The sequence below is a fragment of the Streptomyces sp. NPDC056347 genome, from assembly GCF_042262625.1.
Taxonomy (GTDB): domain Bacteria; phylum Actinomycetota; class Actinomycetes; order Streptomycetales; family Streptomycetaceae; genus Streptomyces.
On record NZ_JBHJQP010000002.1, the window covers coordinates 119,828 to 132,087 of the forward strand.

The 12,260-nt window shown below is 74.8% G+C and carries 10 protein-coding genes; 3 read left to right on the forward strand and 7 right to left on the reverse strand.

The features are described 5' to 3' along the window. Positions 1-145: 145 nt before the first annotated feature. Positions 146-1,054, reverse strand: a complete 909-nt coding sequence (locus ACFCV8_RS01355; RefSeq protein ID WP_376683168.1) for a hypothetical protein — start codon at positions 1,052-1,054, stop codon at positions 146-148. A gap of 84 nt (positions 1,055-1,138) precedes the next feature. On the opposite strand from ACFCV8_RS01355, the gene ACFCV8_RS01360 reads away from it, so the two are divergent. Continuing rightward, positions 1,139-1,606, forward strand: a complete 468-nt coding sequence (locus ACFCV8_RS01360; protein ID WP_376683169.1) for a hypothetical protein — start codon at positions 1,139-1,141, stop codon at positions 1,604-1,606. Positions 1,607-1,724: 118 nt separating this feature from the next. On the opposite strand, the gene ACFCV8_RS01365 is transcribed toward ACFCV8_RS01360, so the two are convergent. The 3 genes from ACFCV8_RS01365 to ACFCV8_RS01375 form a co-directional block, all read right to left on the reverse strand. Next, a complete protein-coding gene (locus ACFCV8_RS01365) occupies positions 1,725-1,850 on the reverse strand; it encodes an ALQxL family class IV lanthipeptide (protein ID WP_376683170.1) in 126 nt (41 codons plus the stop codon). Positions 1,851-1,925: 75 nt separating this feature from the next. Continuing rightward, a complete protein-coding gene (locus ACFCV8_RS01370; RefSeq protein WP_376683171.1) occupies positions 1,926-4,835 on the reverse strand; it encodes a lanthionine synthetase LanC family protein in 2,910 nt (969 codons plus the stop codon). Between the two features lie 68 nt (positions 4,836-4,903). Beyond that, on the reverse strand, positions 4,904-5,077 hold the full coding sequence (locus ACFCV8_RS01375) for a hypothetical protein (protein WP_376683172.1): 174 nt from the start codon (positions 5,075-5,077) through the stop codon (positions 4,904-4,906). Between the two features lie 197 nt (positions 5,078-5,274). Between ACFCV8_RS01375 and ACFCV8_RS01380 the strand changes: the two genes are divergently transcribed. Both ACFCV8_RS01380 and ACFCV8_RS01385 read left to right on the forward strand, forming a co-directional pair. Next, a complete protein-coding gene (locus ACFCV8_RS01380; protein WP_376683173.1) occupies positions 5,275-6,327 on the forward strand; it encodes a hypothetical protein in 1,053 nt (350 codons plus the stop codon). A 666-nt stretch (positions 6,328-6,993) separates the two neighbouring features. Beyond that, on the forward strand, positions 6,994-8,040 hold the full coding sequence (locus ACFCV8_RS01385) for a LuxR C-terminal-related transcriptional regulator (RefSeq protein ID WP_376683174.1): 1,047 nt from the start codon (positions 6,994-6,996) through the stop codon (positions 8,038-8,040). Here ACFCV8_RS01385 and ACFCV8_RS01390 read toward each other — a convergent pair. The 3 genes from ACFCV8_RS01390 to ACFCV8_RS01400 are packed head-to-tail and all read right to left on the reverse strand — an operon-like array spanning position 8,030 to position 12,077. Beyond that, positions 8,030-9,406 (reverse strand): M16 family metallopeptidase, encoded by a 1,377-nt coding sequence (locus ACFCV8_RS01390; protein ID WP_376683175.1) that lies wholly within the window; start codon positions 9,404-9,406, stop codon positions 8,030-8,032. The two genes, ACFCV8_RS01385 and ACFCV8_RS01390, sit on opposite strands and share 11 nt — an antisense overlap. Further along, positions 9,403-10,752: a M16 family metallopeptidase gene (locus tag ACFCV8_RS01395; protein WP_376683176.1), complete on the reverse strand. Its 1,350-nt coding sequence runs from the start codon at positions 10,750-10,752 to the stop codon at positions 9,403-9,405. The genes ACFCV8_RS01390 and ACFCV8_RS01395 overlap by 4 nt, the downstream gene beginning before the upstream one ends. Continuing rightward, entirely contained in the window at positions 10,752-12,077 is a 1,326-nt protein-coding gene (locus tag ACFCV8_RS01400) for an MFS transporter (protein WP_376683177.1), read from the reverse strand. Before ACFCV8_RS01400 ends, ACFCV8_RS01395 begins: the two co-directional genes overlap by 1 nt. Positions 12,078-12,260 lie beyond the last annotated feature (183 nt).

Consider the following 12,260-nt stretch of genomic DNA (forward strand, 5'->3'; position numbering starts at 1 on the left):
ACTTCGCGGTGTCGTTGTGGAATCCGCGGGTCGGCCAGGACCGGGTCGTCGGCGGAATCGACGTCTTCGAGTTCGGCGACTCCGGTCTCGTCCGCAAGGCGTACTCGGTGACGGGGCGGCGCGGTGTCGTCGGGCAGTTGAAGGATCAGGCCGTGGCGCGGAGCGCTTCCCGTACTCCGGCGAGGTGCCGGGCGTCCCAGGTCACGGCGGGGTCCGGTTCGAGACAGGCCAGAGCGGTGGTCGCGACCGCGAGGGAGGGCGGGGACCAGTCGGCGGTCGAGGTGGTGCCGAAGGCGCCCTCCCTCGGCTGCCGGAGGCCGAGGCCGGGGCGGGCCAGGGCGGTCAGGACGAAGCCGCGCATGGTGGCGCCGAGGTGGGTGGCCAGCGCCTCGAAGTCGGTGTGGAGGCCGGGCCGCAACCGCAGCCCCAGCAGTGCGGCCAGGCGTTCGTAGGACCGTGCGATACGGCCGTTCAGCTCCAGCTCGGCGGTGGCCAGTGCGGCCCGGACCTCGCTCTGCAGGGCCTCGTCGGCCAGGCTCAGGAACGTGGCGTGCAGGGCGATGTAGCTGCGCCACTGGGTGGAGGCGTGCATGGCCTCGAAGTCCCGCAGGGCTCCCGTGCGGAGGAGCTCCACGCACAGCTCGTGGCGGCCCTCGGCGGTGGAGAACTGCTCGATGCGCTCCAGGGCGACGCGGCGGACCGCCTCCTCGCCGATCCGGCCGTCCGCACCGGCCGCCACGGGTGCGTTGCGCGCGATCTCCTTGAGCAGGTCGCTGAAGAACAGGCCCTTGTAGGGCCAGCGCCGGTAGACGGCGGCGCGGGCGACCTGCGCCTCGCGGATCACGTCCTCGAAGCCGAGGTGGTCCAGGCTCACGGTCAGGCCGGTGCGCTCGATCATCGCCAGCGCGGCGTCGAGGGTGCGCCGGGCGGTCTCGGCGTCGGTCAGGCGGCGTCGGCGCCGGGTCGGCCCGGTCCGGGGATGCTCGGCCCGAGGCTGCTCGGTCAGGGGCTGCTCGCTTCGGGGCTGCCCGTTTCGGGGTTGCTCGGTCGGCATCGGTCCTCTATCTTCGCCACGACGGTATGAGACATGGTATCTCAAGTTTTATCGATGGTCCGTACTGGATCGAGGAGGATCCGAATGTCAGAGCAGCAACTTCCCGTCTCCCTGCGCCGGGCCGTACAGACCCTGCGTGCCGCGGCGCTCCTGGCGGTGGCCGGTGCCGGGACCGTCGTCGTCGACCAGGCGGCGGGCGGGGGCCTCGCCGGGCGGCTCCGCCAGGCGTACCCGCAGCGCGGCGCCGCCGAGATCGACATGGCGCAGTCCAGCATCCTCACGTACCTGTTCACGCTGGCCGTGCTCGGCACGGCCCTCTTCGCGGCGATGGCGTGGGCCGGACGGCGCGGCCGCCGGTGGGTGCGCGGTACCGGCGCGGCGTTGCTGGTGCTGGGCAGTGTGCTGGCCGGGTACAACTTCAGCCAGCCGCATCCCCTGGTGATGACCCTGGCCGGTGTCGTCCCGTGCCTCGTCGGCCTGGCCGCCGTGGCACAGCTGTGGACCCGGGAATCCACGGCCTACTTCGCGTCCCGCGGTGGTGCCTCCGCCTGAGCCGCTGCGAGGGGCGCCGGGGCCGGTCGTACGGGGTTGGCCGTACGGGTTGGTCGTACGGGGCCGACACCTCGGGGAACCGGCCTGGGACGCCGGTTCCCCGAGGTACGGCGTGGTGTCAGCAGCCGCTGGTGTGGATGTTGCAGGCGGTGATCAGGGCCGCGGCGTGCTCCTCACCGAGGGTGTTCTCGGCGCGCAGGTCCTCGGGGAGAAGCTGCAGGGCGTCGATGTCGTGCTCCATCATTTCGGTCTCCTTCGTTCGGGAGGGGCCGGTCCGGGTGCGGAACGGCTGCCGGTGGCCGGGTGGCCGCCGGACGTCTCAGGGGGTGGTGCGGCCGTCCTCGGGGAGCCAGGCGCGGGGCCCGCGGTGCCGCATGCGCAGCAGCAGCGAAAGGCTTCCGGAGAGGCCGGTGCCGTAGTCGGCGAGGACGGTGCGCCGGCTCTCCTCGGGCACCAGGAGGCGGCCGTCGCGCAGGACGGCCTGCGCGGCCAGGTGCTCGACGAGCAGTTCCGCGTCGGCGCGGTACCGGTCGTCGCCCGTCAGCTCGGCGACGTCCAGGAGGAGTTCGGCGTTGCCGGCCAGCCCGTGGCAGGCGGCGGGGGCGTCCGTCACCCGGCCCGCCGTGACCGCGTCGGCCGCGCCGTCGACCAGGGCGCGCAGGGTGTCGTCCGTGGCGCCCCCGGCCGCCCACAGCCGGACCAGGAAGGTCCCCACGCCGGACGAGCCGCTGCACCAGTGCCGGGCGAGGTCCGGCGAGTCGGAGAGGTGCCGGGCGCGGTCGACGGGCCAGAGCGTTCCGGCCGGGCCGCTGCGGGCGGCCGTCGCCAGGGTCTCGCCCGCCTCCACGGCGACGGCGCGGAACCGCTCGTCCCCGGTGGCCCCGGCCGCCCGGAGCAGGAAGGTGGCGACCCCGGCGACGCCGTGCGCGAAGCCGTAGTGCCAGGAACCCGCCAGCGCCGTGCCGTAGTCCTCGGGCACCGGCCAGAAGACGCCCTCGGGGGTGCGCCGTGCCGCGTCGAGCAGCCCGTGCGCGATCCGGTCGGCCCGGTCGAGGAAGCGGGCGTCCCCCGTGGTGTGCCAGAAGTGCAGCTGGGCCAGGCCCGCCCCGGCCGCGCCGTGCGTCACATCGGGGCTGGGCCACCGTACGGGCAGCTCCAGGGCCGCCTTCACGGCGCGTTCGGCGAGGTCGGCGTCGTCCAGCGCCCGGGCGGCGTCGAGCAGCGACCAGGCCGTACCGGACCGGCCGAAGTGCAGGCCGGGCAGGTCGCCGGGCAGTTCGTCCTGCCGGTCCGCCGTCCAGTACGCGGCGGCCCGCAGGCCCTCGCGCACCTCGTCGACCGGCCCCGCCCCGTGGCGCAGCGCCCGTGCGAGCACCGCCACCCCGCCCGCCGAGCCGTGCTGGAGGGCGACCGGGTCGCAGGTCTCGCCGAAGCTGTCCGAGGGCCAGAGCCGTTCCGGGTCGGCGGGGCGCATGGTGGCCACGAGGTGGGCGAGGCCGTCGTGCAGCAGACGTTCACGGGTGCGGTCGGCCCGGTCCGCGAGCTCGCCCGCGCGGTCCGGCGCGCCCGCGCGGCTCGGTCCCCGCGGCGCCGGGCGGAAGGTACGGGCCCGCTCCAGGCTCCAGCGCGCGGCGGGCTCGTCCCGCGTCAGCCCGAGGACCAGCGGGGCGTACGCGCGTACCACCGGCCGGTCCCGGCCCAGGAGTTCGACGAGCCGGGCCAGCCGTTCCTCGTCGGGCCGGGCCGATGCCCGGGGCAGGTCCGGGGCGAACAGCGGATCGGCGCCGCTCAGCGCGTGCAGCACGGTCGCGCCCAGGGCGAACAGGTCGGCGGACGGTTCCAGCGCGGGCGCCACCTGCCCGGCGGCGCGCAGCTCCGGGGCGGTGTAGCCGGGGGTCGCGCCGAGCACCCAGCGCTCGCCCTGCGGCGCCGCCATCTCCAGGTCGATCAGCAGCAGCCGCCCCTCGGGGGTGACCATGATGTTGTTGGGGTTGAAGTCGTGCAGGGTGACGCCCCGTTCGTGGGCGGCGGCGACCAGCCCGACGAGCTGCCCGACCAGCGACGCCGCCGTCTCCACGTCCGGGCAGGCGGCACCGCCCCCGGCGAGCCGCTGGGCGACGGTGCGGCGCAGGGTGGCGCCGGGCACCGACTCCACGGCCATCAGGACACTGCCCTGCTGCTCGAACACCTCGACGAGCCGTGGGACGAGAGGGTGCTCCGGGGCTGTGGAGTGCCTGAGGGCTTCGGGGACCTCGGAGGCCGCAGAGGTCCCAGGGGCCTCGGGTGCTTCGGGTGCGTCGGAGTTCCCGGAGGCTTCGGAGAAGCGTTTCAGCAGCGCCGCCTCCCGGCGCAGCAGGTCCCGTACGTCCAGTCCCTCCACCCCCGCGCCGACATGGGCCCGGGCCTGCTTGACGACGACCTGCTCGCCCGTCCGGGTGTCCTCGGCCCGGAACACCCCGCCCTTGTTGGAGTGCTGGATCGCGCCCCGTACGAGATAGCGCCCGTTCAGCAGCACGGGCTTCGCCGTGGCGGTGGTGCGGACCGGGGCGGCCGGGCGGTCGGGGAACGGGTCGCCCGCCCAGGCCGGCGGGCTGTACCAGGCGTTGCGCTCGTCGGCCACCGGCCGCCCCTCGGGGTCGGTGAGGAGCGGGACGTACGTACCGTCGGGGGCGAGCCGACGGGGGGCGGAGAACACCCCGTACCGATAGAAGACCTGGCTGTCGGGGCGGTAGCGCCGGTCGGAGAGGACGGCGGGGCCGGGCAGCCCGGCGGTGGCCCGGTGCAGCTCCTCGGCGAGCAGCCGGAACTGCTCGTCGTCCGCCGGATACACGGTGATGAACTTGCCGGACCCGCCGCGGGCGAAGCGCCCCGAGACCAGCTCGGTGACCCGGGCGGGGCTCCCGGCGAACTTGAACCGGCACCGGTGGGCGACCAGCACCTCGGCGGCCCTGGCCAGGGTCAGCGGTGCGGCGAGCGGGGTGGCCGAGACGTGCAGCTTCCAGCCCTGGTCGCGCCGGACCGAACCCTCGGGCACCACATGGCACCAGAACTCGGCCCGGTCCACGCGCCATTCGTGCTCCGCGCCCGGGGCCTGCCGGGCGATGACCGCCCGTACCAGGTCGGGGAGGAGCGCGAGGTCCGCCGGGCGTTCGGTGTGCGAGCGCCGCGGTCCCGCCCCCGGCTCCGGCTCGGGCTCCGGGGGTGTGGCGGTCTCGGGCAGTGCTGACACGCGGTTCGACCTCGCAACTCGTGACGGTGGGACGGGGCGGTCCCTGCGGTCCGCGGGCTCTGCGGGCTCTACTGCCGGGGCGGGGTGTAGTCGTCGCCCCAGCTGGTGTCGGCGAGGGACGCCGCGACCGTGCCGACCTGGTCCGTGCCGCGTCCGTGCTGCCCGGGTCCGGCCAGAACGGCGGCCGTTCCGGCGGTGATCAGGGCCGTGAGGACGAGAAGGCTGCGGACGGCTGAGGACATGGGCACGGCTCCTGGGTACGGGAGTGGGGGTGGCGGCGAGCACCGCGTGGGACGGAGTTCGCCGCCGGATGTCGCAGCTGAGGGGGTTTCGGCTGGACGCCAAAAGTTCATCCTTCAACGCCCCCTTGGTCCAGCGATCCGGGCTGGCAATACCCTGCATGGCACGGAAGTAGCAGGGCCGCATTGCGGGGAAGAACATGACTACAGGGACAAATTTCGGCGAACTGCCGCGCCTTGAACCGGCGGCCGTCGCGGTCTTCGAGCACGCGCTGTCGCTGGGCGGCGTCGAGCGGCGGCGGCCCGACGTGCCGCCCGGCCTCGGCCTGGCACCGGAGGAGGTCGAGCGGGCCTGCCGCGCCCTGCTGGCCCTGCGCCTGCTCAGACCGGCCCCGGACAATCCCGACCGGCTGATCCCGGTCAGCCCGGACGCCGCGGCGGCCGAGGTGGTCGGCCCACGGGAGGCGGAGCTGGCCCGGGCGGCGGCGCACGTCCAGGCGGTACGCGACGAGCTGCAGTCCCTGATGCCGCAGTACCGGGCGGCCCGGCGGGCGCGGAGCGGCGAGGAGGGCGTCACCGTACTGCCCGATCTGGCGGCTGCTTCGGCCATGCTCACCGAAGAGTCGGCACGTTGCTGGGACGAGGTGTTCACCGTCCAGCCCGGCGGCGGGCGCTCCCCGCGCCACCTGCGGGGCGCCATCGACCGGGACCTGGCGATGCTCGACCGGGGCGTGCGGATGCGCACCCTCTACCAGCACTCGGCCCGCGCCAGCCTGGCCACCCAGGGGTACGTGGAACGGCTCACCGCGGCCGGTGCCGAGTACCGCACGGCCGCCGAACTCCCGGACCGGGCCGTGGTGTTCGACCGGGCCGTGGCCTTTCTGCCGCGGCGTGCGAACGGGGGCTCGGGCGAGGGTGCGGTGCTGGTGCGCGACCCCGACGTGGTGGCTTACCTCTGCCGGATCTTCGAGCAGCACTGGTCCGGGGCGACGCCGTTCCGGGGCACCAGCGAGGCCGCGTACAAGGAGGTCGGCGGCAGTCTGCGGCGGGCGCTGGTGGGGCTGCTGGCCGAAGGTGCCAAGGACGAGGTGATCGCCCGCCGGATGGGCATGTCGCTGCGTACCTGCCGGCGGCACATCGCGGAGTTGCTGGAGGAGCTGGGGGCCGCGAGCCGCTTTCAGGGCGGCGCCCTCGCGGAACGCGCGGGTCTCACGGCACCCGCCGCGCCCGATGCGGGGCCGGCCGCTTCCTGATCCGGTCCGGTCGGTGTCCGGCCGGGCGGCATCGGGTCCGGTCGGGGTCCGGTCCGGTCGGGGTCCGGTCGGTCGGCATCGGGTCCGGTCGGGGTCCGGTCCGGTCGGGGTCCGGCCGGTCGGCATAGGGTCCGGTCGGTACTCGGCTCCGGGCGGTGCTCGGCCGGTTGCGGCGTCCGGCCGGGCGGTACGGAGTCGGCTCCGGGCGGTACGGAGTCGGCTCCGGGCGGTACGGAGTCGGCTCCGGGCGGTACGTGTCCGGCGCGCCGACCGGTCGGCAGGACCGTCCCTAACGCCGAGGGGCCGCGGGCGTTAGACCGTGCTTAGCGAAGCGTTGGCGGGCGCTGCGACAATCCCGTCCACCATGCGGCCCGTCGGGCCGCACGACCGCCGAGGCCGAGGGAGTCCGATGCGCGCCCACGCACCGACCCACCCCGCGCCCGGCACGGGAACGGCGTGGCCGGCCAGGGCCCCCGGGCGGCGACCGGCCCGCGCGGCAGCCGTCATTCCGTTACGGCCGTCGCCCTGACGTCGATCGCGTCGGCCATGTCCACGGCGTGGGCCCGGGCCCACGGCGCCGGCCGCGCGAACACGGCGCCCCTCACGGTCCGGTGAGCCGCGCACAGCGCCCGCGCCCCGGACGGACCATCCGGAGAGGAAGAATCCATGCCCGAACGCGCCCCGCTTCCGGCCTCGTCCGATCTCCCCCCGCTCGGCCACGACGCCGTGGCCCTCTACCATCACGCCCTGGAGTACGGCCTGTCCGACCGGACCCCGGCCGCCGGGTTCTCCGCCGACCTGCACGCCGCGTCGCTGGACACCCTGCGGGCCTGGCAGCTCCTGCGTCCCGGGGCCGACGACGGGGTGTGGGAGGCGGTCACCCCGCACCACGCCATCGCCACCCTGCTCGGCCCCCAGGAGGCGGGACTGCGCGAGGCCCAGGCCGAACTGCGGCTGAGCGAGGGCCGGGTAGCGGCCCGGCGCGCCGTCCTCGAAGGGCTCCCGCTGCCCCTGGCCCAGCAGCGGCCCGCCGACGCCGAGGTGCTGGAGATCCTGCCGGACGTCCACGCGGCCCGCGGCGCCATCAGCGCCTCCGTGGCGCAGTGCAGGACCGAGGTGGTGTCCTTCCAGCCCGGCGGCGGGCGGCCCGCGGAGATCCTGGCCGACGCCCTGCCCCGGGACCTGGCCCTGCTGGAGCGCGGCATCCGCATCCGGTGCCTCTACCAGCACCCGGCCCGCTTCCACCAGCCCACCCAGGACTACGTCCGTGCCGCCAGCGCGGCCGGATCGCACATCCGTACCCTCGGCGAACTCTTCGGCCAGATGATCATCGTGGACCAGCGCATCGCGTTCATCCCCGACCGCTCCAGCCCCCGAGGGGCCGTGGTGATCCGGCAGCCTTCCGCGGTGGCCTTCCTGTACGACGCCTTCGAGCAGTCCTGGAGCCGGGCGACCCCCTACCTCAGCGGGCCCGCGGCGGCCCGCGCGGTCACCGAGGACATCAAACGCACCCTGGCCGTCCTGCTCGCGGACGGCCTCAAGGACGAGGTGATCGCCCGGCGCCTGGGCCTCTCCCTGCGGACCTGCCGCCGCCACATCTCCGAGCTCATGGAGCAGTTGGGCGCCCGCAGCCGTACCCAGGCCGGGGTCCTCATCCACGCCCACGGCCTCCACCTCGGCGGCGGGGCGCCCTCGGCGGCGGTCACTCCGTGACGGTGACCGGCCCCAGCTCCCGCAGCGGCCGGTGGATCAGCGAGGCGTCCCCGACCGCGACGGTGACCAGCCGTCCGGGCGGCAGCGCGGCGCGCAGTGCCCGGGTGGCGTCGTGCGCGGTCACGGCGTCGAGGCGGTCGTGCAGCGTCGGGAAGTAGGTGCCGGGCAGCCGTTCCGCCACGGCGTCGGACAGGACGCGGGCGGTGGTGGCGGAGGTGAGGAACTGCGCGGGCGTGATCCCCTTCAGGGCGTGCCGGGCGGCCGCGTGCTCCTCCTCGGTGAGACGGCGGGAGGCGTCCCGGACGGTGGCGGTGATCCGGGCGACGGCGTCGGCGGTGGCTCCGGTCTCGACCGATCCGCTGATGGCGATCAGGGCGCCGGAGCGCAGCGGGGCCGCGAAGGCGCTGATGCCGTAGGTGTAGCCCTTCTCCTCACGCAGCGTGCGGTCGAGGCGGGAGGTGAGGGGCCCGCCGAGGCAGTGCAGTGCCAGGGACTGGGCGGGCCACCGGGGCGAGTGGCGGTCGGGGCCGACGCGGCCGATCAGCAGATGGGTCTGAACCGATCCGGGCCGGTCGACCAGGACGATGCCGGGGCGGTCGGTCAGCAGCGGCGCCGGTGGCCGGCTGGGCGCCGCGGGTGGGCGGTCCCAGCGGCCGAGGGTGGATCCGGCGAGCCGCGGCAGGTCGATCCCGGTGAAGTCGCCGACCAGGACGGCGGTGGCGGTGGCGGGCCGGGCGTGGGCGTCGTAGAAGGCCCGTACGGCGTGGCTGTCGATGCCCGGCACGGTGGTGGCGGTTCCCTTGGGCGGGCGGGAGGCGCGGTGCTGTGCGTGGAAGAGGCGCCGGTAGAGGGTGAGGGCGGCGAGCCGGGCGGGTCCGGCGTGCTCGTGGCGGATCTCGTCGAGCCGCTGGTGGACCAGCCGTTCGGTCTCGTACGGGGTGAAGGCGGGTTCGCGCAGGGTCTCGGCGAGCAGGTCCAGGAGGCGGGGCAGGGCGGGGGCCGGGACCTGGCAGGCGAGCCGGATGCCGTCGGCGGTGGCGTGCGCCCGGAGGGTGGCGCCGCAGGACTCGACCCGGGTGGTGAAGGCGCGGGTGTCGGTGGCGGCGGGGCCCCGGCACAGGGCGCGGGCGGTCAGGGTGGCGACCCCCTCCGCGTCGCGGGGCTCGGCCTCCAGCGGGGTGTCCAGCAGGATTTCGAGGGCGATCACCTGCTGTCCGGGCCGGTGCAGGTGGACCATCCGCAGGCCGTTGGGCAGGACGTCGGTGCGGGCCGCGGGCGGCTGCCAGGGCGGGGCCGGGGGCGGCACCGGCCGCGGGTGGAAGGTCATCCGGGGCGGCGGAGCTGCCGGAGCGGTGGCGGGGATCATCGGTCGGCCGTCCTTCCGGGCGGTGAGGTGGCGGCGGAGGATTCCGGGGCCGGGTTCCGGGGCGGGGGCTGGTAGAGGAGTACGGAGCGGTCGGCGGGGTCCAGGTGCGCGGCGGCGGCCCGCACCTCGGCGGCGGTGACGTCCAGCAGCCGGGGCAGGGAATCGGCCGCCGCGGCGGCGGAGCCGAAGAAGGTGGCGTACCGGCACAGCAGGTCGGCCCGGCCGCCGACGGTGGCGGAGGCGTCCAGGTGCTTGCGCCTCAAGTGGGCGTGGGCACGGTCGAGTTCGTCCTCGCCGGGGCCCTCGTCGGCGAACCGGGCGATCTCCTCGTCGAGTGCCGCCTCGACGGCGGGCAGGCCGCCCCGGCCGGACGCCTTGATGTCCAGCCAGCCGAGCGAGGGCGCGTGTGCGAACCGCATCAGGCCCATGGACACGTTCAGCGCGATCTGGTCGTCCAGGACGAGCCGGGTGGCGAGCCGGCTGGACTCGCCCGCGCCGAGCACGGCCAGCGCCACCTCGGCCGCGTCCGCCTCCCGGGTCCCGTCCACGGGCATCCGGTACGCGCACATCAGCGCGGCGGACGGGACCGGGTGGCGCAGCACGGCCCGCCGCTCCGCCCGGACCGGTTCGGGCAGCGGCCCGCGTGCGCCGGCCCCGGCACCGGGACCCGTGGCGGGGCAGTCCGGCAGCGAACCGAAGTACTTCTCCACCCAGGCGCGGGTCTGCGCCGGGTCGATGTCGCCGACCACCGCGAGCACCGCGTTGGAGGGGGCGTAGTGGGTGCGGAAGAAGGCGCGGGCGTCGTCGAGGGTGGCCGCGTCCAGGTCGGCCATGGAGCCGATCGGCATGTGGTGGTACGGGTGCGCCGGCGGGTGGAGCATCGCCATCAGGTGTTCCCACACCGTGCCGTAGGGGACGTTGTCGTACCGCTGGCGGCGCTCGTTCTTCACGACGGCGCGCTGGTTGTCCAGGGCCTGTTCGGTCAGGGCGTCCAGGAGGCTGCCCATCCGGTCGGCCTCCAGCCACAGGGTGAGTTCCAGCTGGTGGGCGGGGACCGTCTCGAAGTAGTTGGTGCGCTCGAAACCGGTGGTGCCGTTGGGCTGGCCGCCGCCCGCCTGTACGGCCTCGAAGTGGCCGTTGCCGGGGACCTGGGCGGAGCCCTGGAACATCAGGTGCTCGAAGAGGTGGGCCAGTCCGGTGCGGCCGGGCCGCTCGTCGCGGGAGCCCACGTGGTACCAGACGCAGACGGCGGCCACCGGATTGAGGTGGTCCTCGGACAGGACGACGCGCAGTCCGTTGGGGAGCCGGAACTCCTGGTCCGGGACGAGGAGCGCGGAACGGTCCATCACCGCACCTGCTCGGGTACGCGGTCGCCGGTGGCGGAGCCGGACGGTCCTTCGGCGGGTGCGGCCGGGGGCCCGGCGGCGGGGCGGCGCAGGTCGGGGATGAGGCGCAGGCCCCGGCTGAGGGTACTGAAGCAGGCCAGGACGAAGAGCATCCCGCCGAACAGCAGCAGGGCGGCGGGTGCCGAGAGCCGGTCGGTCAGCAGACCGGCGGCGACCGGGCCGAGCGGGGTCACCACGGCGGGCAGCAGGGCACTGGTGGACCGGACGCGCCCTTGGAGGTGGTCGGGGATCGTGTGGGCGGCCGCCGCGGCCAGGGCGATGTTCGCCGCCGGGGCGGTCACGCTCGACCCGGCGATCAGCAGCAGCGTCCACCAGATGGCGTCGTCGGCGGCCATCGCGGGAACGAGTACGGCGGTGCTCCAGCCCACCGCCAGCACCAGGCGACGGGGGCTGAGGAGCCGGTTCAGCCGCGGGGCGAGGGTGGCGCCGAGCAGGTTGCCCGCGCCGGAGACCGCGACGAGCAGGCCGGTGCTCATGGGGGTGGATCCGGCGCCGGAGTGGACTGCGATCAGGGTGACCACCACCGCGGACATCGCGAAGTTCATGAGGGTGCTGTTGACCAGGGTGTAGCGCATGAAGGGGTTGGCGCGGACGAAGCGCAGACCGGTGGTGAGGTCGCGGCGCCACTGCGGGAAGGCGGCGGCCTTCCGGTCCGCGGCCGGCCGGTCGGCCGGGGGGCGGGGGCGCTCGGGCGGGCGCAGGGCCAGCACGCAGGCGGCGGAGGCCAGATAGCTGACCGCGTCGACGAGGAAGGGGAGGGTGGGGGAGACCCCGTAGAGCGCGGCTCCGACCAGCGGACCCGCCAGCACGATGGCGGAGTTGCGGGCCTGGTTGACCGCGTACGCGGAGACCAGCTGCTCGGGCGGCACCACGGAACGCAGCATCGCCCCCGCGGCCGGGCCGAAGGGGCTGGAGGAGACGCCGGTGAGGACGCCCGCGGCGATGATCAGCGTCAGCGACACCCGGTCGGTGACCATCGCGACCACGAACACGGCGCTGATCAGGGCGCGCAGACCGTCGCAGACCAGCATCACCTTCCTGCGGTCCACGCGGTCCACCAGGACACCGGCGGGAAGGCCCGCCACCACCGAGACGACGGACTCGACGAACAGGACGAGACCGAAGTCGGTGACCGAGCCGGTGAGCGACAGGACCAGGAGCGGCAGCGCGATGAAGGCGGCCTGTGAACCCAGGGTGGAGAGCGCGTTCGCACTCCACAGCAACCGGAAATTCCGGTTCTTCGACAGAGGTACGGGATGCGACATGGAATTCCTCCTTTCGGGAAAGGCGGCGGCGGATATCGGGAAGAAGGAGCGGGGAGGGCGGAGTGGGGAGGAACGGCGGGTGGGGGGGGGGGGCAACGGGGCCCCCCCCCCCCCCCCAGAAAAAAAAAAAAACAAAACACACAACACCCCAAAATAAACGTATTGAGAGAAGTAGGGTATGAT